The following is a 21624-nucleotide window of genomic DNA, read 5'->3' on the forward strand; positions in this document are numbered from 1 at the left end:
AGCAACGAACCTGGGAGGTGGGCGATGGCCGAGCGAGCGCAGTACGAGGAACTGGCGCGTCAGCTCAGCGCCATCAGCGCCGTGAAGAGGGACCTCGGGCGGATCCTGCCGGCCGACTGTCCGAGCGGCTCCGCCGCCGTGCTGACACTGCTCGGCCGCCACGGCGACATGCGCATGAGCAAGCTCGCGGAGCTGCTCGCCGTCGACATGTCGGTCACCAGCCGCCATGTCGCGCACGTCGCGGACCGCGGCTGGATCGAGCGCTCCCCCGACCCGGCGGACAAACGCTCCCGCATCCTGCGCCTGACCGACCCCGGCCGGGCCCAGCTCGACGAGCTGTCCCGGCGCAGCACCGAGCTGCTGGCCGAACGGCTGATCGACTGGTCCGACGACGACGTCGGCCGACTCATCCAGCTGATGACACGGCTGCGGGCGAGCTTCGGCGACTGCCGCAGCACGCCCCGGCTCGCGCAGGCCGCCCCCGTGGCGGAATCCGTTGCTCACCGAACCACCCGTACACCCGCGTAAGGAACGTAAGAAAAGGAATCCCATGGCAACGACCACACCAGCCGGTGTGCGGGCTCACGCCAAGCACGGGGGAGGCTCCCCGGACGGCGCTCCGATGACGCACCGGCAGATCATGGAGGCCCTCTCCGGGCTGCTGCTCGGCATGTTCGTGGCGATCCTGTCGTCCACGATCGTCTCCAACGCCCTGCCGCACATCATCGGCGACCTCGGCGGCGGCCAGTCGGCCTACACCTGGGTCGTCACCGCCTCGCTGCTGGCCATGACCGCGACCACCCCGCTGTGGGGCAAGCTCGCGGACCTCTACAGCAAGAAGGCGCTCGTCCAGATAGCCCTGGTCGTCTACGTCCTGGGCTCGATGGCCGCGGGCCTGTCGCAGAACCCGGGCACGCTCATCGCCTGCCGTGTCGTCCAGGGTGTCGGCGTCGGCGGTCTGTCCGCACTGGCCCAGATCGTCATGGCCGCGATGATCTCCCCGCGTGAGCGCGGCCGTTACTCCGGCTACCTGGGCGCCACGTTCGCCGTCGCCACCGTCGGCGGCCCGCTGCTCGGCGGTGTCATCACCGACACCTCGTGGCTCGGCTGGCGCTGGTGCTTCTACGTCGGCGTGCCCTTCGCGGTGATCGCGCTGATCGTGCTGCAGAAGACCCTGCACCTGCCCGTGGTGAAGCGGGACGTCAAGATCGACTGGGCCGGCGCGTTCTTCATCTCCGCCGCCGTCAGCCTGCTGCTGCTCTGGGTCACCTTCGCCGGTGACAAGTACGACTGGCTGTCGTGGCAGACCTACACGATGGTGGCCGGCGCGATCGTCCTCGGACTGATCTTCGTCCTCGTCGAGAGCAGGGCCAGCGAGCCGATCATCCCGCTGCGCCTGTTCCGCAACCGCACCATCACCCTGTCGTCGCTCGCCTCGCTCTTCGTGGGTGTCGCGATGTTCACCGGCACGGTCTTCTTCGCCCAGTACTTCCAGCTGGCACGGGACAAGTCCCCGACCATGTCCGGCGTGCTGACGATCCCGATGATCGGCGGTCTGTTCGTCTCCTCCACCGTCTCCGGCCAGATCATCACCAAGACCGGCAAGTGGAAGGCCTGGCTGGTCGCCGGTGGCGTGCTCCTCACGGCCGGTCTGGGTCTGCTGGGCACCATCCGCTACGACACGGCGTACTGGAAGATGGCCATCTTCATGGCCCTGCTGGGTCTCGGCATCGGCATGATGATGCAGAACCTGGTGCTGTCCACGCAGAACCAGGTGGCCCCGACCGACCTCGGCTCGGCCAGCTCCACCGTCACCTTCTTCCGGTCCCTGGGCGGTGCCGTCGGCGTCTCCGCGCTCGGCGCGGTCATGGCCCACCGGATCACCCACTACGTCAAGGACGGCCTCACCGAGCTCGGCCCCAAGTACGCGCGTCTGGCGGGCCACTCCGGCTCCAGCGGCTCCATCCCGGACCTGAACAAGCTGCCGAAGCCGCTGCGCACGGTCATGGAGAGCGCGTACGGCCACGGCATCGCCGACGTCTTCCTGATCGCGTCCTGCATGGCGTTCCTCGCCCTCGTGATCACCCTGTTCATCAAGGAGGTCCCCCTGAGGACGCAGGGCGCCCTGGCGCAGGCCGCCACGTCCGAGGCGGCGCCGGAGGAGGTGCCCGCGGCGGCCGCCGGGGCCGCCGCCCCCGTCGAGCAGGAGGCCCCGAGCCGGGCCGTCGCCGCCTCGTCCACGGAAGCCGGCCCCGAGGGCACGCAGCGGCTCTCCGCCGTCGCCACGATCGCCGCTCCCGGCGAGTCCGCGCCGTCCGGCGGGATCCCGGTCGGCGGCTTCGTCCGCGGAGCCGAGGGCGCGCCGGTCGCGCAGGCCGCCGTCACGCTGATCTCCCTCGGGGGACGGCAGCTGGGCCGGTCGGTGGCCCAGGCCGACGGTTCCTACGCGCTGGACGCGCCGGGCACGGGTTCGTACGTCCTGATCGCCTCCGCCGACGGCTTCCAGCCGCAGGCCTCGACGATCGTCGTGCACGAGGACCCGGTGTCGTACGACATCCTGCTCAGTGGCACCAGCGGCCTGAGCGGTGTGGTCCGCGCCGCCGAGACCACGCTGCCGGTCAAGGACGCGATGGTCATCGTCACGGACGTCCGCGGCGATCTGCTGGCCACCGCCGTCACCGGCGAGCAGGGCGAGTTCGCCTTCGCCGAGCTGGTTCCGGGCGCCGTGACCGTCGCGGTGAACGCCGTCGGCTACCGGCCTCGGGCCCTGCCCGTCGAGATCGGTGCCGCCGGGGTCACCCGGCTGGAGGTCGACCTCGACTCCGGCGCCCAGCTCCAGGGCGTCGTACGGGCCCCGCACGGTCCGCTCGCGGACGCCCGCGTGACGCTGGTGGACGCGGCGGGCAACGTGGTCGGCACGGCCACCACCGGCGCCGACGGGGCGTACGCCTTCACCGACCTGGGCAGCGGCGAGTACACCGTCATCGCGACGGGCTACCCGCCGGTGGCCACCGCGGTGACCGTGTCCGGCCGCGGTGTCGACGACCACGACGTCGAACTCGCCCACCCGGGCGAGTAGTCCGGGCCCCGGCCCGTGGGGGGCGCGCTCCGAGCGGAGGCGCACCCCCATGGGCCGGACTCTTTTGAGCCTTCTACGGGGATATTCAAGGATTCAGAGGGAGACCACACGATGGCACTGACCGCACGCATCCGCACACGGGACGGATGGGCCGTGTCGCACGCGGTCGTCACCGTGACCGACATGACCGGTACGCAGGTGCTGCGCGCCGAGGCCGACGCCGAAGGAGCGGTACGGGACACCACCGCGCTGGCCCCCGGCGCCTACACCGTGATCGTGACCGCCGTCGGGTACGCGCCCGCCGCCGCCGGCGCGATCGTCACGGCGAGCGGACGGGCCGAGATCGGGGCCGTGACGCTGGCCCGGCAGGGCGGCGCCGAACTGCCGCCGCCCGGACCGTGGACCATCGACCCGGCGCACTCCTCGGTGGCCGCGCTCGCCCAGCACCTGGGGATCTCCAGCGTGCGGGGCCGGTTCACGGAGTTCACCGGGCGCATCGAGATCGCCCCGGACGAGGTCGAGAAGTCCCGCGTCGAGGCCGTCATCCACGCCGCGTCGATCGACACCGGCAACCGGATGCGCGACGACCACCTGCGATCCGGCGACTTCCTCGACGTCGAGAAGTACCCGGAGATGACCTACCGCTCGACCGGCCTCACGGCCGCGGGCTCCGACCGCTGGACGGTCCACGGCGAACTGACCATGCACGGCATCGCCCGCCCGGTCGACCTGGACCTCGCCTACCTCGGCACCGGCTCCGACCCCTGGGGCGGCACCCGCGCGGCCTTCCGCGCGACGACGGAACTGCGCCGCGAGGACTTCGCGATGAACTACAACCAGGTCGTCCAGGCGGGCATCGCCGCGATCGGCACCACGCTCAAGGTGGAGCTCGACGTCCAGGCGGTGCAGGGCGAGTCGCTGCCGCAGGCGTAGGCACCACAGGGTCAGCCGGATCCGGCCCGACTGCCCCTAGGCTGCCCCCATGGCATCGAACATCGCGACGAACACCTCCGTGACAGTGGACGAGCTGCTGGACTTCGTACGCCCCCGTCACCGCGCGATCCTGCTGACGCGGCGCGCCGACGGCAGCCCCCAGGGATCGCCGCTGACCTGCGGAGTCGACGACTCCGGGCGGATCGTGGTCTCCACGTACCCGGAGCGCGCCAAGACGCGCAACGCCAAGCGGGACGAGCGGGTCAGCCTGATCGTGCTCAGCGACGAGTGGAACGGGCCGTGGGTCCAGATCGACGGCACGGCCGAGGTCATCGACACGCCGGACTCCGTCGAGCCGCTCGTCGAGTACTACCGCAACATCGCGGGCGAGCACCCGGACTGGGACGAGTACCGGGATGCCATGGTCAAACAGGGCAAGTCGATCATCCGGATCACCCCGGTGCGCTGGGGCCCGGTGGCGACGGGCGGCTTCCCCGCGAGGCTCGCTCCGCAGGAGTGAGTAGGGCCCGGGCCACCATCGCCTCGATCCCGGCGATCAGCGTCTCCAGCGCGAAGGTGAAGTCCCGCTCGCGCATCTCCTCCACCGTGTCGCCGCCGCGGGCCTCCATGAGGTTCGCGGAGTGGTGCACGACCTCGCTCAGCTCGGGGCTCTCCGTCACCGCGCTCATGGCCTGGCGGAAGTACTCGTCCTGGCTCATCCCGGCCGCCGCGCACCGCTCGATGAAGTGGCCCTCGATCGTGCCGAACCCGTACACGAACTGGAAGACGGCCGAGATCGCGCCCATCTGGCCGTGCGCGGGCAGTCCGGTCAGCCGGATCACCCGCTGCACGGCGAGCGAGAAGGCGATGGAGTGGGGACCGATGTTGAGGAACGTTCCGGCCAGCGGGGACAGCCAGGGGTGGCGCACCAGCAGCGCCCGGTACTCCGTGGCGAGCGCCCGCAACTGGTCGCGCCAGTCCTCGTCCGAGTCGGCCGCCGGCAGCCGCATCTCGCCGAAGGCCGCGTCCAGCGCCAGCTCCAGCAGGTCGTCCTTGGTGTCCACGTACCAGTAGACCGACATCGCGGTGACGTTCAGCTCGGCGGCCAGACGGCGCATCGAGAACTTGGCGAGGCCCTCCGCGTCCAGCAGCCGCACGGTCGCCTCGGTGATCCGGTCGCGGTCCAGTCCGGACGGCTGACCGCCGCCGCGCGAGCCGCCGCCGCGGGACGCCTTGCCCTCCAGCCAGACGCTGGTCCGCGCCGCATGCCCGGCCCCCTGGGCTGCCTTCACCATGGCGCACCTTCCTCGACACTCCTACCGCTCCTCACGATGCTAGGCGCCCCGTGAGGGGGGCGGGGAACCGTGCGACCGGCCAGAAGCGTTCCGCGGCCGCCCGGCACCCTCGGACACCGAGCTCTCAGGCGACCAACACCTCCGAGTCCACCCGCTCCGCCCTCCGCAACAACGCCGCCGCCACCAGCCCTCCGAGCAGTACGGCCACCGCCCCCACCAACTGACCGTCCGTCAGGCCCGAGGCGAACGCGTCCCTGATCCGTCGCCGCTCGTCCCCCGTCCCCGCCGCCGCCAAGGCCCCCGGCAGGGAGGTCGCGGCGACCGGGACCAATGCCCCGAAACGGGAGTTGAGGACCGCACCCAGCACCGCCACCCCCAGCCCGTTGCCGAACTCCGCGAGCGTGCCGTTGATGCCCGCGCCCACACCCGCCTTCGCGGGCGGGATCGCGCTCATGACGGCGTGCGCCATGGCCGGGTTGGCGACCGCGCATCCCGCGCCGATGAGCAGCAGCCCGAGGAGGGTCCCGCCGTATCCGTGCGGCGCGAGCGTCGCGATCGAGACCAGGCCGCAGGACATCAGCACCATGCCGAGCGCGATGGACACCGGCGTGCCGAGCCTGGTCGTCCACTTCGCCGTCAGCCCGCTGAAGTTGAGCGCCACGACGGTGAGCGCGAGCGGCGCCGTACGCAGGCCCGCCTCCAGGGCCCCGTATCCGAGCACGAACTGAAGGTGCTGGGTGAGGAGGAAGAGCGCCCCGCCCATGCCGAAGGCGATGAGCACGGCCCCCGCGACCGCCCCCGTGAACCGGCGGTCCCTGAAGAAGTGCGGATCCAGCATCGGGTACCGGATCCGGCTCTCCCAGCAGGCGAAGCCGGCCAGCACGAGGAGGGCGAACGCGGCCGTCAGCAGCACGCGCGCCGAGGTCCAGCCGCGCTCCGGGCCCGAGATGATCGCGAACACGAGCGAGGCCATCCCTACGGTGGAGAGCAGGGCGCCGAGCAGATCGGGGCGGTCGCCCCGGGGGTTCCTCGACTCCGGTACGAGGGCCACGACCGCTGCCAGGCCCAGCGCCGCCACCGGCAGGTTGATCAGGAAGATCGCGCCCCACCAGAAGTGGTCGAGCATGAACCCGCCGAGGAGCGGGCCGGCCGCGAACCCCAGTGCGTTCACGGCGCTCCAGATGCCGATCGCCTTGGGGTGCTCCTCGGGCGTGAAGATCTGCATCGCCACCGCGAGGGTCGTGGTGAGCAGGAGCGCGCCGCCGACGCCCATACCCGCCCGGGCCGCGATCAGTTGGCCGGTGGAGTCGGCGAGCCCCGCGGCCAGCGAGCCGAGTCCGAACAGGGCCAGCCCCGCGACCAGCAACTTCTTGCGGCCGTAACGGTCGGCCGCGCTGCCCGCGGTGAGCAGCAGGCCGGACTGCACCAGGGAGTACGCGTTGATCATCCACTGGATGTCCGAGGTGGCCGCGCCCAGTTCGCGGGTGAGCGAGGGGATCGCGACGTTCAGCACAGTGTTGTCGAGCAGCACGGTGAGCTGCGCGAGACAGATCACGCCGAGGATCAGCCAGCGCTGGGGGTGTCCCTGGGAGGTGGTCGTCACGCTGTACACCGTAGAACAACTCTTGTACGGCGTACAACGACGTTCCGGCCGCACCCGCGAAGGGCGTACCCGCGAAGGGCGGTGGCCCGGAGCGTTCGTACGCCCCGGGCCACCGCCCCGAGGAGACCGTCGGTCCCGCGAGCCGTCAGCCGGTCGTCTTCCGCGTGAGGTCGTAGAAGGTGGCCGAACCGACCGTCACCTTCTTGAAGTTCTTCTCGACCCACGAGCTGATCCGCGAGGAGACGTTGGAGCCGCTGCTGCCGCCGCGACCGCCGCCGAAGCCGCCGCCGGAGATGAAGTAGTGGATCCTGCCCTCCGTCACGTACTTCTGGAACTGGGCCAGTGTCGGGGAGGGGTCACTGCCGTTGAAGCCGCCGATCGCCATCACCGGTTCGCCGGTGGCGAGCTGGTAGCTCGCCGCGTTCTGGGAACCGACGGACGCGGCGGCCCAGGCGTACTTCCCGGCGTCCGTCTCCAGCAGCTTCTTGGCCTCGGAGCTGACGTTCGCGCCGTTGAGCAGTCCGCCCATGCCGCCCTCGCCCGTCCGGCCGCCGCCCGGGAAGCCACCCTGGTTCGGGCCGTTCTGGCCGTTCGGGCCGTTCTGGCCGGCCACGCCTCCGCCCGGGAAGCCACCGGTGCCGCCGTTGACGCCGCCCGGGAAGCCGCCGCCCTGCCGGCCGTTCGTGCCCTGGGCGTTGCCGGTGCGCTGGTTCTGGCCCGGCATGCCGCCGCCGAAGCCGCCACGCATACCGCCGCCGGGCCCACCGCGGCCGCCCATCATGCTCGCGCCCGCCGGACCGGCCGTGACGATCGAGCCGGTGTGGCCCTGGTTCACCGTGGTCAGGGTGTACGCGGTCGGGCCCGCGAGCGAGGCCGCCATGCCCAGACCCACCGCCGCGAGGGCGAGTTGCCGCCCGAGTCGAGCAGCGAAGATCAGACCGAGGGCGCCCACCAGACCGCCGACGAGGACCAGCCACTTCAGCCACGGCAGGTAGTTCGGGGTGCGGTGGAGGAGCATGTACCCCCAGGCCGCGGTCGCCGTGACGGTGGCCGCGAGCGTGAGCGACGCCCACGTCCTCGACCGCTCCTCCCACAGGACCGTGGCGCCCATGCCGACCAGCGCGGCGATGTAGGGGGCCAGGGCCACCGTGTAGTACTGGTGGAAGATGCCGGCCATGTAGCTGAAGACGACCGCCGTCATCAGCAGCGAGCCGCCCCAGGCGAGGAACGAGCCGCGGACCAGGTCCGCGCGCGGGGCCTTGCGGGTCAGCACGAGGCCCGCGACGAGCAGGATCAGCGCGGCCGGGAGCAGCCAGGAGATCTGCGAGCCGATCTCGGCGTTGAACATCCGGTTCCAGCCGGTCGCGCCCCATTGGCCGCCGTTGCCGCCGCCCATGCCGCCGACGCTGCCGGTCTCGTCGCCGTTGATGCGGCCGAGGCCGTTGTAGCCGAAGGTCAGCTCCAGGAAGGAGTTGTTCTGCGAACCGCCGATGTACGGGCGGGAGGACGCGGGCCACAGCTCGACGATGGCGACCCACCAGCCGCCCGAGACGACCAGCGCCAGGGTCGCGAGGGCCAGCTGGCCGAGCCGCTTCCGCAGCCTCACGGGTGCGCAGACGCCGTACACGATCGCCAGCGCGGGCAGGATCAGGAAGGCCTGCAGGGTCTTCGTCAGGAAGGCGAAGCCGACCGCGACACCCGCCCACACCAGCCACTTGGTGCGGCCGTCCTCCAGACCCCGGACGACGAAGTAGACCGTGAGCGCCATCAGCAGCGCGAGCAGCGCGTCCGGGTTGTTGAACCGGAACATCAGCGCCGCGACGGGGGTGAGCGCGAGCACGGCGCCCGCGATCAGACCGGCCGCGGGGCTGAACCGGCGCCGGACGGCCGCGTAGACCACGGCGACCGTCAGGACGCCCATGATGACCTCGGGGACGAGGATCGCCCACGAGTTCAGACCGAAGATCCGCACCGACAGGGCCATCGGCCACAGCGCGGCCGGGGGCTTGTCGACGGTGATCGCGTTGGCGGCGTCCAGCGAGCCGAAGAAGAACGCCTTCCAGGATCTGCTGCCGGCCTGGACCGCCGCCGAGTAGAAGGAGTTGGCGTATCCCGAGGCGCTCAGGTCGTAGAGGTACAGCAGACCCGTCGCGAGCAGCAGGCCGAGGAACGCGGGGCGCACCCAGCGCGGGTCCTCGGGTCGCCCGCGCCCGACTCTGCGCGCGAACGGCTGCTTGGGCTCACCGGCCTGGGGGGTGGGAGCCGGTACCCCCGGCTCCCGCACGGCCGTCGGGTGGGGCGGCGGCCCCCAGGACGAGGGACCCGAACCCCCGGGATGACTCGTCCGGTCGTAGTCAGTGGTCATCGTGAGTCCCTCACTGGGTGGTGTCGTACGGGGGTGGGGCGCCGTGCGGCGCTGGGGCAGCGGCGGGTACTGCTCGTACGCGTGGTGCTGCTGGTACGGCTGGTACTGCTCGTACCGGGGCGCGGTCGCCGTCGTGGCATAGGTGAGCGAGGCGGGGTCGTGGGAGATGACGGGGGACGCCGGCGTCGGGGAGTCCTCGCGCCGGTCCGGGAACACCCAGGCCCTGAAGAGCAGGAACCGCAGCACCGTCGCCGCGAGGTTGGCGGCGATCAGCACCCCCAGCTCCGTGGAGTGGGCGGGGTTGCTGGTCGCCGCGTTCAGGGCGGCGAGGGAGCCGCTGGTGAGAGCGAGGCCGATCCCGAAGACGACCAGGCCCTGCGCCTGGTGACGGACGGCGCCGCCCCGGCCCCGCACCCCGAAGGTGAGCCGGCGGTTGGCCGCCGTGTTGGCGACGGCCGAGACCAGCAGGGCCAGCGCGTTGGCGACCTGCGAGCCCGAGAACTGCCGGAAGAGGCTGTAGAGCAGCAGGTAGAAGAGGGTGGACAGACCGCCGACCACACAGAAGCCGACGAGCTGGCGGGCCAGCCCCTTGGGCACGTTCTGCAGATCGCGGTCGCGCGGGTCGTCACCGAACGGCCGCGCGAGCCGGTCCAGCGGCAGCGAGCCGGTGGCCAGGGCCTTGCCGATGCGCCACACGCCCTTGAGGTCGTCCGTCGCCGTCTTCACGATGTGCACCGTGGAGTCCGGGTCGTCGACCCAGTCGACCGGCACCTCGTGGATGCGCAGGCCCGCGCGCTCGGCGAGGACCAGCATCTCGGTGTCGAAGAACCAGCCGGTGTCCTCCACCAGTGGCAGCAGCACCCGGGCCACATCGCGACGGATCGCCTTGAAGCCGCACTGCGCGTCCGAGAAGCGGGCCTGCAGCGAGCCGCGCAGGATCAGGTTGTAGGCACGGCTGATGAACTCGCGCTTGGGGCCGCGCACGACGCGGGAGCTACGGGCGAGCCGGGAGCCGATCGCCAGGTCGGAGTGGCCCGAGATCAGCGGCGCCACCAGGGGCAGCAGTGCGTTGAGGTCGGTGGACAGGTCCACGTCCATATAGGCGAGGATCGGGGCGTCCGAGGCGGACCAGACGGTCCGCAGCGCCCGGCCGCGGCCCTTCTGCTCCAGCCGGAAGGTCGTCACCTCCGCGATCTCCGCCTCCAGCCGCGCGGCCACCTGGGGGGTGGTGTCCGTGGACGCGTTGTCCGCGACCGTGATGCGGAACGCGTACGGGAAGGTGCGCTTGAGGTGCTCGTACAGTCTGAGCACGCATGGCCGGAGGTCCTTCTCCTCGTTGTAGACGGGGATCACTACGTCCAGGACAGGCGTACCGGCGCCTGCGGCCGGGAGGTGCTCCCGCGCCGGCAGAGTGCCGGGAGAAGTGTCGGTTCGCATGGAACCGACTCTTCTCAAGAGCCCTGTTGCACCGATGTGGTGGCACTGTGCTGTGCCTGTGAGTGCCGTTGCCAGTTCGTTTCGGGAGCGGGCGTGGGGACGTACGGGGTGAGCGCCGGCAGATGCACGGTGAACACCGTGCGCCCGGGCACGCTGTCGACGGTCACCGCACCGCCGTGCGCGGTCGCCACGGCCTGCACGATGGCGAGCCCGAGTCCGGTCGAGCCGGTGGACCGGGAGCGCGCCGAGTCACCACGCGCGAACCGCTCGAAGACGTGCGGCAGCAGATCGGGGGGAATGCCCTGGCCGTCGTCCTGGACGTCCAGGCACAGCCACGGTCCCCGTCGTTGCACACGGGCGGTGACGGTCGTACCGGGCGGGGTGTGGGTCCGGGCGTTGCCGAGCAGATTGACGAGCACCTGCTGCAGCCGTGCGGCGTCGGCCGACACGAGGGCGGGCTCGTCGGGCAGTTCCAGCCGCCAGTTGTGATCGCGTCCGGCCGCGCGCGCGTCGCTGACGGTGTCCACGACGAGCGGTACGAGGTCGGTCTGCCCGAACTGCAGCGGGCGCCCCGCATCCAGCCGGGCGAGCAGCAGCAGGTCCTCGACGAGCAGGGTCATGCGCCCGGCCTCGGACTCGATCCGCCTGAGGGCGTGCCGGGTGTCGGGGCCGGTCTCCTCCCGTCCCCGCCTGGTCAGCTCGGCGTACCCGCGGATGGAGGCGAGCGGAGTGCGCAGCTCATGGCTGGCGTCCGCGACGAACCGCCGTACGCGCATCTCGCTCTGCTGGCGCGCGTGCAGGGCGCCGTGGACATGGTCGAGCATGCGGTTGAGGGCGGCGCCGACCTGTCCGACCTCGGTGTGTGGATCGGTCTCGGACTCCGGCACCCGCTCGTCGAGGGTCACCTCACCGGTGTGCAGCGGGAGTTCGGAGACGCGGGTGGCGGTCGCGGCGACCTTGCGCAGCGGCCTCAGGGCGAGCCCGACGAGCACGGACCCGGCGATCCCGGCGGCGACGAGCCCGGCGCCGGTGACGCTGACCTCCACAAGGATGAGCGTGTCGATGGTGTTGGTGACGGTCCGGGTGGGGAGGGCGACGTAGTAGTTGCCCTTGGCGCCGGAGACGTATCTGACGCGGTACTCGCCGAGACCCGGGACCGTGACGGTGCGCAGCTTGTCGTCACGCGGGACGGAGGAGAGCGCGGCCGTCTGCGCCGCCGAGAGCACGACGGCGTTCATACGCTCGAAGCCGCCGCTGGTGGAGGAGACCTCCTTGGCGATGACCGCCTTGGTGATCGCACCCCTGGAGTCGATCTGGGCGGCGACGGTGTCGGGCTGCGTCGGCCCCCGGGTGGCGAACTCCTCCAGCCTGTCCTGCGTGGTGGCGCTGCCGGAGGAGTGCCCCGACGAGTCGCCGTTCGGACTGCCGGGACCCTGGTTGCCGTTGCCCGGAACCACCAGGTTCGCGGGCGGACCCGCGGCCCGCTTCGCGGACTCGGTGACCTGCCCGTCCAGTTGCTGGTACAGAAGCTGCCCCAGCGCGATGGTCGTGACCGTACCGATCACGGCGCCCACCACGGCGATCAGGGTGACCGAGGAGACGACAAGCCATGTCCGCAGCGTGCGCGGCTGTCGTCCTCGCTTCTGCGTACGCGGCCGTCGTCGCCGCCTCATGACACCGCGGGCTTGATCAGGTAACCGGCGCCGCGCCTGGTGTGGATCATCGGCTCGCGTCCCGCGTCGATCTTGCGCCGCAGATAGGAGATGTAGAGCTCGACCACGTTGGCCTGCCCACCGAAGTCGTACGACCACACGCGGTCGAGGATCTGCGCCTTGCTGAGCACGCGCCGTGGATTGCGCATCAGGAAACGGAGCAGCTCGAACTCGGTGGCGGTGAGGTGGATGGACTCGCCGGCCCGCCACACCTCGTGGCTGTCCTCGTCCAGGGTGAGGTCCCCCACGACCAGTACGGACTCCGACCGCCGGTCCGCCGCGCCGGAGCGCCGGATCAGTCCGCGCAGCCGGGCCACGACCTCTTCGAGGCTGAACGGCTTGGTGACGTAGTCGTCCCCACCGGCCGTCAGACCCGCGATCCGGTCCTCGACGGCGTCCTTGGCGGTGAGGAAGAGGACCGGCACGTCCGGCAGTTCGCGGCGCAGCCGCCCCAGGACGGTCAGGCCGTCCATGTCCGGGAGCATCATGTCGAGGACGACGGCATCGGGCCGGAACTCTCGCGCGGTCTGGATCGCGCCCTGCCCGTCACCCGCGCCGCGGATCTGCCAGCCCTCGTAACGAAGGGCCATGGACAGCAGTTCGGTGATCGACAGCTCGTCGTCCACCACCAGCACTCGGACGGGGCTCCCGTCCGGCCTCAGCAGTTCGGTGCGCCCCTGGGGCGAGGTCGTGGTCATGGTGGACACCATGTCGGGGTCCTCTGAGAGCACCCTTTCACTGATCTGTGATTTCCCTGAGAAACACACAGGCGCCTCTCAGGGAACTCCTTGGAAGACTGTGGAACGGCCCGGTTCCGTGGGTCCGTGACCTCGCCGCGGGCCGCGGATGAGAGGCGAATGAACGGCCGTTCCCATGAACAGGCTGTGCGGCGCCTGGGATGACGGGCTCTCACCCAGGCGCCGCCCGTACGTCACTCAGTCATGTGCCCGCTCGACGGCCCCACCGCGCTCCAACGTGTGGCTGCGCTCGAACGTGTGGCTGCGCTCGACCTTGGCGACGTGCAGCGTGTAGGTCTCGTACCAGTGCGCCCGTCCCTGCTTCTGGGCGGCACGGTGCTCCAGATTGCTCCGCCACTCCTCGATGGCGGCCAGGTCCCGGAAGTACCCCACGGTGATCGAGAGCCCGCCCGGCGTCCCGGCTTGATCCATCCCGAGATACCCGGGGACCTCCTTGACCAGCTCCTCCATCCGGTCGGAGGTCTCTCCGTATCCGCGGTCCCCCTCGGTCCGTAGGGAGGTGAAGACGACGGCGTAGTAAGGGGGTTCGTGGGCTCCGACAGGCGCAACGCGGTGATCGCTCATGTCGTCCACGATCGGTGGCACCGGTACCCCAGGTCCACCCCCTTGCCGAACGGGGTCCGAAAGGGATCCCCCTCTTGACCTTGGCGGCCCCCACGCCGATTCCGACCGGCTGGGTCAGGTCGGCACCAGGCGGGTCGGACGGACCCTCAGAACAACCCGTCCTGGACCCCGGAGCCCCCCAGTTCCCGTACGGGCACGGTCACTTCGTCCCGAGCGGCGGCCGTCAGCTCCCAGCCCGTCATCAACCGCGTGTCGAGGACGAGAACCCCGCGCCCGGTGGCCAGGTGAAGATCGGGCCCGGCGGCGGCCAGCACATCACCGCTCACCACCCCGCCCGCCACCAGTTCGCCGACCACTCCTGCCGCGGGCGGCAACCCGTCGAGCCCGAACACCCCGCCGTGGTCGACGCCCCGGAACGGCGCACGCTCCAGCGACTCCGGCCAGCCGTCGAGAGCGACCGCCCGCGTGTGCAGGTCCGCCAGCTCGGTGACGCGCTCCTCGGCCGGCGGCAACGCGGCCCGCACCGCCCGCTTGTCGGCGTACGGGATCCGGTCCGGCACCCGCAGCGCGGCCCGCAACAGCTCCTCCGCGCGCCGCGCCGCCATCAGCGGACCACGGCCCAGCCAGCTGAAGGCGACGGCACCCTGCTCCAGCAGCCGCGCCGAGCCGCGCTCCACGGCGGTGATCCCGACCTTGACCATGCCGGGCCCGAACCAGGCGAGATACACGTGATACGGCCGTGGATCATCGGCGACAGTGTCGGCGGCGACGGAATGCGCACGGTCGAGCCACGCACACTCCTCGCACCGCGCTCCGGTGCTCCGCCCCGGCACCACGGCCCGCACGGGGCACTCGTGTCCCCGCGCCCCGACGCACGTGCGCACCCCCTCCGCCACGACCGCGAAGGCCACCCGCTTCCCCCGCTCAAGACCACTGCGCCGCCCGCCCTGCCACCCCAGCACGGGCACGCCGTCATCCCACCGCAGCCCCACGCATCTCCACACCTGTGTCATCGCTCCCGAGACTAGGGCCCTTCTGACAACGGAACGGGCACGTCGGCCTCATCACCACCGGGGTGTACAACAGGCCACCGACGCTACGAAGGTGGGATGGGAGGCGCGCGGCAACACCCGCTGTGGCCCATCAGCCGAGCTTGGAAGGCGTGTCCAGGCCGAGTGTGGCGCAGGTCACGGGAAGCGGGTGTGGGGTGCCGGACAGCTCATCGAGGTGAGCACTCATATGCGTACCCGGGTACGGGCCGGGGAATCGACCGCGTTCGCTGAGCTGTTCGACAGCTACTCCCGCGCGGTCTACAACCATGCCTTCCGGCTGACCGCCGACTGGTCGGCGGCCGAGGACGTGATGGCCGCGACCTTCATGGAGGCATGGCGGCTTCGCGACAAGGTCGACCCCGAGGGCGGCTCCCTGCGGCCCTGGCTGTTGGGCATCGCCACCAACACGGCGCGCAACCAGTACCGGAGCAACCGGCGGTACCGGGCGGCGGCCAACGCCGCCGCGGCGGCGGAACTGTCGGTGGCCGACCACGCCGACGAGGTGGCCGCCCGGGTCGACGACCGGCGACGACTCGCGGCGGCCCTCACCGCACTCGCCGCGCTGCGCAGACCGGAGCGCGAGGTCATCACGCTCTGCCTGGGGGAGGGCCTGGACTACGAGGCCGCGGCGGAAGCGCTCGGGATACCGGTCGGAACGGTCGCTTCCCGGCTCTCCCGGGCCCGCAAGAAGCTGCGTGTGCTGGCCGAGGCCGAATCGGCGCGCCCCTTTGCCGAAGCAGTCCGCCCGGCAAGCGAAACGGCGGGCGAGAGAGTTCGCAGGAATCGGGAAGGCGGCCTCGTCGGCCGACAGACAAGAGGCGATCACACCAACGCGATCCGGCCCGCACAGGAAGGAAACCGATGAACGCGAACACGTCCCGGCAGAACGCGGCCGAGTGGGATGAGAGCGCACAGCTTCTGTCCCGGACGGCGCGTGACCTGCCGACGGGCCGCCACGAGTACCACAGGGAGCGTCTGATGGCCCAGATCCACGACATGCAGCAGGAAGAGCGCACGGCGACGGCAGCCCCTGCGAAGGCACGGCGGTTCCGGCTCCCGCGTCCGGCGATCGCGCTGCCCGCCATGGCGGCCGCTGTGGCGGGGGTGGTCGTCGCCGGGCTCGCGATGTCCGGCGGTGGCGGGATCCAGGACAGTGGCGTGGCCACCGGACCGGCCCTGACGACGCAGATCGGCGCCGCGACCGCCAAGGGCGTGCCGCAGCTGCTCGACCAGATCTCGCTGGCGGCAGCCGACGGGTCCCACCCGGCCGTCAAGCCCGGCCAGTACATCTACATCGAGTCCAAGACGGCCGACACCTTCCTGAGGACCGTCGACGACAAGACCACCGTGGCCGGCCACGAGCTGCACCGCCGCCAGGTATGGGAGTCCCCGGACGGCACCAAGGGCTGGCTGATCGACCCCGCGGTCAACCGCGGTTCCGAGGGCGAGACCCTGAGCCTCCCCGACGAGCAGGGCAACACCCCCAAGGCGTACCTGAACAGTCCGTCGTACGACTACCTGGCCAAGCTCACCACCGACCCCGACGAACTGCTTGCCAAGATCTACAAGGAGACGAAGGGTCACGGCAACTCCCCCGACCAGGAGGCGTTCACCACCATCGGGGACCTGCTCGGCGAGAGCTACCCCCCGGCGGAGCTCTACTCGGCACTGTTCAAGGCCGCCGCGAAGATCCCCGGTGTCGTCGTGGTACAGGACGCGGTGGACGCGGTGGGCCGGCATGGGGTGGCGGTGGCCCGGCTCGACGAGACCAGTGGTCAGCGCGAGGAATGGATCTTCGACAGGAAGACCCATGTCTTCCTCGGCGAGCGCACCGTCCAGGTGCGGAAGAACAACGGCAAGGACGGCCTGATCAAGCCCGGCACGGTGATCTACACCAGCGCCATCATGAACCGGGGCGTCGTCGACGGCATCAAGCGGACTCCGTGACAGCCCGGTTGACCCGCCCGCACTCGGCAGGATTCCAACCTGCAACCTTCTGCTCCGTAGGACCGGGCACCATGCCATGAGGAGCGGCCGCGGCCTACGACTCCGATCGCTCGGGTTGGTGATCAAGCGCGTCTCTGAGCGGTTCGCTCCTGGCGTTCGGTCAGCGGGCGACGTGGGGGCCGGCAGGGGCCGCGACGAGCACCGGGTGCAGGACTCCGGTGCGCAGACGGGTGACGAGAGGGACGGCGACACGGCCCAGGATGCGGCTGGTGAGGTAGGCGACGGGCAGGGCGAGCAGAGCGGCGCCGAGCACGTCGTGGGGGTAGTGGTCGCCGAGGTAGACGCGGGTGAAGCCTTCCAAGAGGGCGAAGGCGGCGGCTACGGCGGACAGGCGGCGATCCAGTAGCCACAGGGCGGCGACGGTGGCGAAGGCGGTGGTGCTGTGGCCGCTGGGGAAGGCGTAGTCGCTGCGGGCCGGGCACGCGGAGACGAAGTAGTCGTGTGGCATCGAGTAGCACGGCCGCACCTCCGCGACCAGTTTCTTCGCGACTTCGGTGACTGCGAAGGCGGCCACGACGGCGACGGGTGCGGCCAGGGCGAGGGTCATGGTGGAGGTGTCGCGGCGACGGGCGTTCCACCAGCCGACCAGCATCAGGACCGCGAAGACTCCGAGGCCGACGTTGGTCCACAGGGCGAGTGGGGCGTTGAGCCACTTCGTATCGCGGGCGAAGTCGGTGACGGTGGTGAACAGCGAACCGTCGATGCCGGAGCCGTCGAACGCGAGGGGGACCATCGGGTGGACTGTCATCAGGCGGAATCTCCCAGGTCAGGGCTGGCGGGCCAGGAGTCGCGCAACACCACGGAAATCTACAGACTCGTAGAAGTTCGAGGACCGGCGGTGCGCGGCTTCAGGAGCGGGGTGCCGCCCGGGTGTGCCTCGCATGGGCGGGGATGGCAGACTCGGCGGCACGCCGAACTTCTACGCGATGTAGAAGGTCTACGTGACTGTAGACGATCAGGGGGAAGGTGGCCAACTGGTGAACGCGGAAAGACTTCCAGGCGTGCGGAGAGCCGGCGGCGCACTGGAGTCGGAGGTCCTCGCACTGCTGCAGTCCTCCCGGCAGGCATTGACCCCCGGTGAGGTGCTCCAGCGCCTGGGTGACGACCTGGCGTACAGCACGGTGGTCACGGTGCTGTCCCGGATGTTCGACAAGGGACTGCTGACCCGCAGCAAGCGGGGCCGTGCGTACGCGTATACGCCCGTCGACGACACGCACGGCCTGGCCGCGCGGCGAATGCGGCAGGTACTGGAGTCCGATCCGGACCACGAGGCGGTGCTCGTCCGGTTCGTCGAAGACCTCTCCGCCCAGGATGAGCAACTGCTGAGGCAGCTCCTGGGCGACGTCCCGGACCAGAGGTGAGCCGGTGCTGATGCATTTGCTGGTCTACCTGCCGCTGCTGTTCCCCGTCCCCGCCGCGCTGGCCGCCCGGCCGCTGGCCGACCGCCTGGAACCGCGGCTGGCGACCTGGCTGCTCACCGTGTGCGGGCTGGCGTTGGCCGCCCTCAGCTGTGCGGCCCTCGGTGTGCTGGCGGTGGCGGGCCTGGTGCGCTGGCCCCTGGCGGCCTCTCTGGGCGACTGGTCACTGGCGACGGTGCGTGCGGGCGACTCCGTTTCCGTGGTCGAGTCGGTCGTCGCCGCGGTCGTGCTCGCCGCAGCCGTAGCGGCGGGAGTACGGATGCTGTGGCGGCGGATGCGCGCGCTGGCCGCCGCGGCGTTGGAAGCCGCCTGCCTTCCCGGCCCCGAGCGGCTCGTCATCGTCGATGACGACGCCCCCGACGCCTACGCACTGCCCGGCCTGCCCGGCCGGGTCGTCGTCTCCACCGGCATGCTGGATGCCCTCGACGACACGGACCGCGAGGCGATGCTCGCGCACGAGGCCGCCCATCTGGCCTGCCACCACTACGCCTTCGTCGCCGCCGCCCATCTTGCCGTCGCGGTCAACCCGCTGCTGAAACCGGTGGCCACCGCCGTCGCCTACACCGTGGAACGCTGGGCGGACGAGCGCGCCGCGACCACCTGCGGCGACCGCCGCCAAGTCGCCCGCGCGGTCGGCAAGGCAGCCCTGGCCACCGCCCATCACCCCTCCCGCCGCCGGCTTCCCGGGGCGGTGTTCGGCCTGCTCGGCAGGCACCGCAACCCTCTGGCCACCGCAGGTCCCGTCCCGCGACGTGTCGCCGCCCTGCTCGCCCCATCGCGAGCCTCCTCGCCGCCGCTGAACCACGCTCTGCTGCCGCTGGCCGGGGCCGCCGCCGTGGTCGGCTCCAGCGCCCTGTGCGCCTTCGCAGCCGCCCACGACCTGCACCTCCTCCTCAAACTCGCCGGCGCCTGACCCGCCCGCCGCCGTCGGACCCGAAGCCCAGGAGGCCGCAGGTGCCGACCACCACACCCAGCCAAGGCCGCCTGCCGGGCCGCGCCCGGCTGTGGCCGCTGTACGCGCCCGGGTTCACCACCGTCTTCGGCGCTCACAGCGTCGCGGCCGCCCTGGGCCGCTTCACCAGCGGGCACCACGACTCTCTGCTCAGCCTCGGCGGCCTGCTCGCCCTCTACGACGGTGCAGAAGTCCTACTCAAACCGGTCTTCGGCACCCTGGCCGACCGGGTCGGCGCCCGCCCGGTACTGCTCGGTGGCCTGGCCGCGTTCGCCGCGGCCTCGGCGCTGCCCGCCTTCGCCGACACCACCGCGCCGCTGTGGGCGGCCCGCCTCGGACAGGGCGCGGCAGCCTCCGCCTTCTCGCCGGCCGCCTCCCCCCGAAACGGCGCCCGACGCGGGCTTGATCGGCGCTACCCCACCGGTCCATGCGAGTGGTGTCCCTTCCAGCCCTGGGCGTGGTCGTCTCCGCGGTCCGCGGCGCGGTCGTTCTGATGGGGAGTGCGGCCGGACCACTGGAGGAGGAAGCGCAGTGCTTCTTGGGAGGGGGAGCCGGGCCGGGGGACGTCCTGAGGAAGAGCGTCCGCGCGACGCTCGAACGGTTGCGGACCGACTCCGTCGCCCTTCTGTACCTCGCCTACCGCGACTCGCGCACACCACTGGAGGACACCTTGCGAGTCGTGGACGAGCTTCACCGCGAGGGACACTTCGCCGAGTTCGGCCTCAGCAATCTCAACGCGGCGGATGTGCACGCGAGGTCCCGCGCCGGCTGCTGTGTCCGGCGCGGGGCCCCGGGGCGACGCGCCGCCCGAGGGACGTCAGGCCGTGGACTCGTGCGGACCGGCCGGTTCGGGCAGCAGCCGAGCGCTGAGCCGGTCCGCGCTCGGCCAGCGAACGTCGTGGACCCAGCCCAGCTTCTCGAATACCCAGATCAGGCGTGCCGCCGGGTCGACCTGGCCCGGCAGCACGCCGTGGCGCGCGCCCGTGGGGTCGGCGTGATGTGAGTTGTGCCAGCTCTCGCCGAAGGACAGCAGTGCGAGCGGCCAGAAGTTGGTGGCCTTGTCCCGACTGGCGAACGGGCGCCTGCCCGCGACGTGGCAGACCGAGTTCACCGACCAGGTGACATGGTGCAGCAGCGCCATCCGGATCACGCCGGCCCAGAAGAACCCGGCCAGCGCACCGCTCCAGGTGCCGGTGGCGAGCCCGCCGACCAGCGCCGGGGCCAGGAGTGAGACGGCGGTGAGCGGCCCGAAGAGCCGACCGACGAGCCGCAGGTCGGGATCGGCGGCGATGTCAGGCGCGAACCTGGCCCGGTTGCTCAGCTCACGCTTCAGCATCCACCCCATGTGCGCGTGCAGAAGCCCCTTGAGCAGCGCGCGGGTGTCGGTTCCGTAGCGCCAGGGCGAGTGCGGGTCACCCTCGCGGTCGGCGAATGCGTGGTGGCGGCGGTGGTTCGCCACCCACTGGACCGGCGAGCCCTCGACCGCCAGCGAACCCGCGACGGCCAGTGCGATCCGCAGGCCCCGCCGCGCCTTGAACGAGCGATGCGTGAAGAGGCGGTGATAGCCGACCGCCAGGCCGAAGCCGGACACGAGGTAGGCGACCACGGCCATACCGACGTCCAACGCCGACAAGCCCCATCCCCACGCGAACGGCACCGCGACGATCAGGCAGATCAGCGGGCCGACGACGAAGGTCCACATCGCCACCGCCGCCGCGGCCGTCTGCGGGGCGTCGAGCAGCGGCTTGACCCCGGCCGCGGTGTCGGCGTCGCCTTCGGCGACGGCCTGTTCAGGACGGTCAGCGTCGCTCGGGTTCATCGGTTCCTCGCCGTTGCTTGAGCCTTTTGGGACGCGGTGCCGGACCGACGGGATCGCGCGCGCGTGCGTGCGCTCTCGAGCGCGCTCGGCGGCCCAGGGCACACGATCGCACCGGACGGCATCCACGCAGGTCGTCGCTCATGTCCATGGTGTGAACGTCGCGGGACCAAATCTCAGCGGTGGCCGCGGTCTGCTCCGTGGGAGGGCAGGCCCTGACCTTCGGACACCCCTGATCCACTCCCGAACGCGGTTGCCGAAAAACCCTGCCGTCAAGACATAAGTCAGAGGCCCTGTGGATCATCCACAGGGCCTCCGAACTGTTGCGCACTCGGCAGGATTCGAACCTGCAACCTTCTGATCCGTAGGATCGGGCAGCACGCCGTGGGGCGGAGCCGCAGCCTCCCGATCCGATCGCTGAAGCCAGCGATCATGTGCGTCTGTGTGTCGTCGTTGCCGTCAACTCCGAACGGAGAACTTTGGCGAGTTGCTCATCATCAGCCGTCCCGAGCGGTGCGAGGCTTCCCCATGGCGCATCACGAAGGAACTGAGTAACAACTCTCTCTGCTGGTTTCAAGGCGGCTCGCTCCGCTCACCGCGCGCGGCACGGACGCCGGCCGGGCCTGCGCTCCT

At 71.1% G+C, this 21624-nt stretch carries 18 protein-coding genes and 2 pseudogenes; 10 read left to right on the top strand and 10 right to left on the bottom strand.

Translation table 11 applies throughout. From position 1 onward, the window contains the following. The first annotated feature begins 24 nt into the window (after window positions 1-24). The 4 genes from ASC56_RS28980 (at window position 25) to ASC56_RS28995 (ending at window position 4532) form a co-directional block, all read left to right on the top strand. On the top strand, window positions 25-528 hold the full coding sequence (locus ASC56_RS28980; RefSeq protein ID WP_055494529.1) for a MarR family winged helix-turn-helix transcriptional regulator: 504 nt from the start codon (window positions 25-27) through the stop codon (window positions 526-528). Between the two features lie 22 nt (window positions 529-550). Next, window positions 551-3079 carry an MFS transporter gene (locus ASC56_RS28985; RefSeq protein WP_107309368.1) on the top strand — a complete coding sequence of 843 codons (2529 nt, stop codon included), beginning with the start codon at window positions 551-553 and terminating at the stop codon, window positions 3077-3079. Window positions 3080-3190: 111 nt separating this feature from the next. After that, complete coding sequence (locus ASC56_RS28990) at window positions 3191-4012, top strand: YceI family protein (protein ID WP_055494530.1); 822 nt, start codon at window positions 3191-3193, stop codon at window positions 4010-4012. A gap of 49 nt (window positions 4013-4061) precedes the next feature. Next, window positions 4062-4532 carry a PPOX class F420-dependent oxidoreductase gene (locus ASC56_RS28995; protein WP_055494531.1) on the top strand — a complete coding sequence of 157 codons (471 nt, stop codon included), beginning with the start codon at window positions 4062-4064 and terminating at the stop codon, window positions 4530-4532. Here ASC56_RS28995 and ASC56_RS29000 read toward each other — a convergent pair. The 8 genes and pseudogenes from ASC56_RS29000 to ASC56_RS29030 all read right to left on the bottom strand — a co-directional run bounded on the left by ASC56_RS29000 (window position 4465) and on the right by ASC56_RS29030 (window position 14759). Beyond that, the gene (locus ASC56_RS29000; protein WP_055494532.1) at window positions 4465-5307 is read right to left on the bottom strand and encodes a TetR/AcrR family transcriptional regulator; all 843 of its coding nucleotides are present in this window, start codon (window positions 5305-5307) and stop codon (window positions 4465-4467) included. The two genes, ASC56_RS28995 and ASC56_RS29000, sit on opposite strands and share 68 nt — an antisense overlap. 124 nt (window positions 5308-5431) lie before the next feature. Further along, a complete protein-coding gene (locus tag ASC56_RS29005; RefSeq protein ID WP_234377101.1) occupies window positions 5432-6910 on the bottom strand; it encodes an MFS transporter in 1479 nt (492 codons plus the stop codon). Between the two features lie 145 nt (window positions 6911-7055). Then, window positions 7056-9275, bottom strand: coding sequence for a glycosyltransferase family 39 protein (locus ASC56_RS42200; RefSeq protein ID WP_055494549.1), 2220 nt, complete (start codon window positions 9273-9275; stop codon window positions 7056-7058). A 222-nt stretch (window positions 9276-9497) separates the two neighbouring features. Beyond that, window positions 9498-10712: pseudogene (locus tag ASC56_RS42205) on the bottom strand (glycosyltransferase); the annotation flags it as partial. A 14-nt stretch (window positions 10713-10726) separates the two neighbouring features. Continuing rightward, the gene (locus ASC56_RS29015) at window positions 10727-12385 is read right to left on the bottom strand and encodes a cell wall metabolism sensor histidine kinase WalK (RefSeq protein WP_079102767.1); all 1659 of its coding nucleotides are present in this window, start codon (window positions 12383-12385) and stop codon (window positions 10727-10729) included. Continuing rightward, entirely contained in the window at window positions 12382-13122 is a 741-nt protein-coding gene (locus tag ASC56_RS29020; protein ID WP_305793671.1) for a response regulator transcription factor, read from the bottom strand. The genes ASC56_RS29015 and ASC56_RS29020 overlap by 4 nt, the downstream gene beginning before the upstream one ends. A gap of 237 nt (window positions 13123-13359) precedes the next feature. Further along, complete coding sequence (locus ASC56_RS29025; RefSeq protein ID WP_055494551.1) at window positions 13360-13746, bottom strand: antibiotic biosynthesis monooxygenase; 387 nt, start codon at window positions 13744-13746, stop codon at window positions 13360-13362. A 146-nt stretch (window positions 13747-13892) separates the two neighbouring features. Continuing rightward, on the bottom strand, window positions 13893-14759 hold the full coding sequence (locus ASC56_RS29030) for a DUF2797 domain-containing protein (protein WP_055494535.1): 867 nt from the start codon (window positions 14757-14759) through the stop codon (window positions 13893-13895). A 226-nt stretch (window positions 14760-14985) separates the two neighbouring features. Between ASC56_RS29030 and ASC56_RS29035 the strand changes: the two genes are divergently transcribed. Together ASC56_RS29035 and ASC56_RS29040 are read left to right on the top strand one after the other, a co-directional pair. Continuing rightward, a complete protein-coding gene (locus ASC56_RS29035; protein ID WP_055494536.1) occupies window positions 14986-15663 on the top strand; it encodes an RNA polymerase sigma factor in 678 nt (225 codons plus the stop codon). Then, window positions 15660-16745: a CU044_5270 family protein gene (locus ASC56_RS29040; protein ID WP_055494537.1), complete on the top strand. Its 1086-nt coding sequence runs from the start codon at window positions 15660-15662 to the stop codon at window positions 16743-16745. Before ASC56_RS29035 ends, ASC56_RS29040 begins: the two co-directional genes overlap by 4 nt. A 160-nt stretch (window positions 16746-16905) precedes the next feature. On the opposite strand, the gene ASC56_RS29045 is transcribed toward ASC56_RS29040, so the two are convergent. Next, on the bottom strand, window positions 16906-17553 hold the full coding sequence (locus tag ASC56_RS29045) for a phosphatase PAP2 family protein (protein WP_055494538.1): 648 nt from the start codon (window positions 17551-17553) through the stop codon (window positions 16906-16908). A gap of 253 nt (window positions 17554-17806) precedes the next feature. Here ASC56_RS29045 and ASC56_RS29050 point away from each other — a divergent pair, with 253 nt between their 5' ends. The 4 genes and pseudogenes from ASC56_RS29050 to ASC56_RS43220 form a co-directional block, all read left to right on the top strand. Further along, window positions 17807-18166 (top strand): BlaI/MecI/CopY family transcriptional regulator, encoded by a 360-nt coding sequence (locus ASC56_RS29050; RefSeq protein ID WP_055494539.1) that lies wholly within the window; start codon window positions 17807-17809, stop codon window positions 18164-18166. A 10-nt stretch (window positions 18167-18176) separates the two neighbouring features. Continuing rightward, a complete protein-coding gene (locus ASC56_RS29055; protein ID WP_063785022.1) occupies window positions 18177-19136 on the top strand; it encodes a M56 family metallopeptidase in 960 nt (319 codons plus the stop codon). A 41-nt stretch (window positions 19137-19177) separates the two neighbouring features. Continuing rightward, window positions 19178-19669, top strand: coding sequence for an MFS transporter (locus ASC56_RS29060; RefSeq protein WP_055494541.1), 492 nt, complete (start codon window positions 19178-19180; stop codon window positions 19667-19669). After that, window positions 19669-19911: pseudogene (locus ASC56_RS43220) on the top strand (aldo/keto reductase); the annotation flags it as partial. The gene ASC56_RS29060 and the pseudogene ASC56_RS43220, both read left to right, overlap by 1 nt. A gap of 81 nt (window positions 19912-19992) precedes the next feature. On the opposite strand, the gene ASC56_RS29065 reads toward ASC56_RS43220, so the two are convergent. Further along, window positions 19993-20994 (bottom strand): fatty acid desaturase, encoded by a 1002-nt coding sequence (locus ASC56_RS29065; RefSeq protein WP_055494542.1) that lies wholly within the window; start codon window positions 20992-20994, stop codon window positions 19993-19995. Window positions 20995-21624: the final 630 nt, after the last annotated feature.

Source organism: Streptomyces sp. TP-A0356 (genome assembly GCF_001417775.1).
Taxonomy (GTDB): Bacteria; Actinomycetota; Actinomycetes; order Streptomycetales; family Streptomycetaceae; genus Streptomyces.

What these genes read in the sequence shown, in the direction of transcription:
- ASC56_RS42200 (WP_055494549.1), bottom strand. Translation starts at nt 9,275, where the DNA reads ATGACCACTGACTACGACCGGACGAGTCATCCCGGGGGTTCGGGTCCC.
- ASC56_RS29065 (WP_055494542.1), bottom strand. Translation starts at nt 20,994, where the DNA reads ATGAACCCGAGCGACGCTGACCGTCCTGAACAGGCCGTCGCCGAAGGC.
- ASC56_RS29000 (WP_055494532.1), bottom strand. Translation starts at nt 5,307, where the DNA reads ATGGTGAAGGCAGCCCAGGGGGCCGGGCATGCGGCGCGGACCAGCGTC.
- ASC56_RS29035 (WP_055494536.1), top strand. Translation starts at nt 14,986, where the DNA reads ATGCGTACCCGGGTACGGGCCGGGGAATCGACCGCGTTCGCTGAGCTG.
- ASC56_RS29045 (WP_055494538.1), bottom strand. Translation starts at nt 17,553, where the DNA reads ATGACAGTCCACCCGATGGTCCCCCTCGCGTTCGACGGCTCCGGCATC.
- ASC56_RS28985 (WP_107309368.1), top strand. Translation starts at nt 551, where the DNA reads ATGGCAACGACCACACCAGCCGGTGTGCGGGCTCACGCCAAGCACGGG.
- ASC56_RS28980 (WP_055494529.1), top strand. Translation starts at nt 25, where the DNA reads ATGGCCGAGCGAGCGCAGTACGAGGAACTGGCGCGTCAGCTCAGCGCC.
- ASC56_RS28995 (WP_055494531.1), top strand. Translation starts at nt 4,062, where the DNA reads ATGGCATCGAACATCGCGACGAACACCTCCGTGACAGTGGACGAGCTG.
- ASC56_RS29020 (WP_305793671.1), bottom strand. Translation starts at nt 13,122, where the DNA reads ATGACCACGACCTCGCCCCAGGGGCGCACCGAACTGCTGAGGCCGGAC.
- ASC56_RS29015 (WP_079102767.1), bottom strand. Translation starts at nt 12,385, where the DNA reads ATGAGGCGGCGACGACGGCCGCGTACGCAGAAGCGAGGACGACAGCCG.
- ASC56_RS29030 (WP_055494535.1), bottom strand. Translation starts at nt 14,759, where the DNA reads ATGACACAGGTGTGGAGATGCGTGGGGCTGCGGTGGGATGACGGCGTG.
- ASC56_RS28990 (WP_055494530.1), top strand. Translation starts at nt 3,191, where the DNA reads ATGGCACTGACCGCACGCATCCGCACACGGGACGGATGGGCCGTGTCG.
- ASC56_RS29040 (WP_055494537.1), top strand. Translation starts at nt 15,660, where the DNA reads ATGAACGCGAACACGTCCCGGCAGAACGCGGCCGAGTGGGATGAGAGC.
- ASC56_RS29055 (WP_063785022.1), top strand. Translation starts at nt 18,177, where the DNA reads ATGCATTTGCTGGTCTACCTGCCGCTGCTGTTCCCCGTCCCCGCCGCG.
- ASC56_RS29025 (WP_055494551.1), bottom strand. Translation starts at nt 13,746, where the DNA reads ATGAGCGATCACCGCGTTGCGCCTGTCGGAGCCCACGAACCCCCTTAC.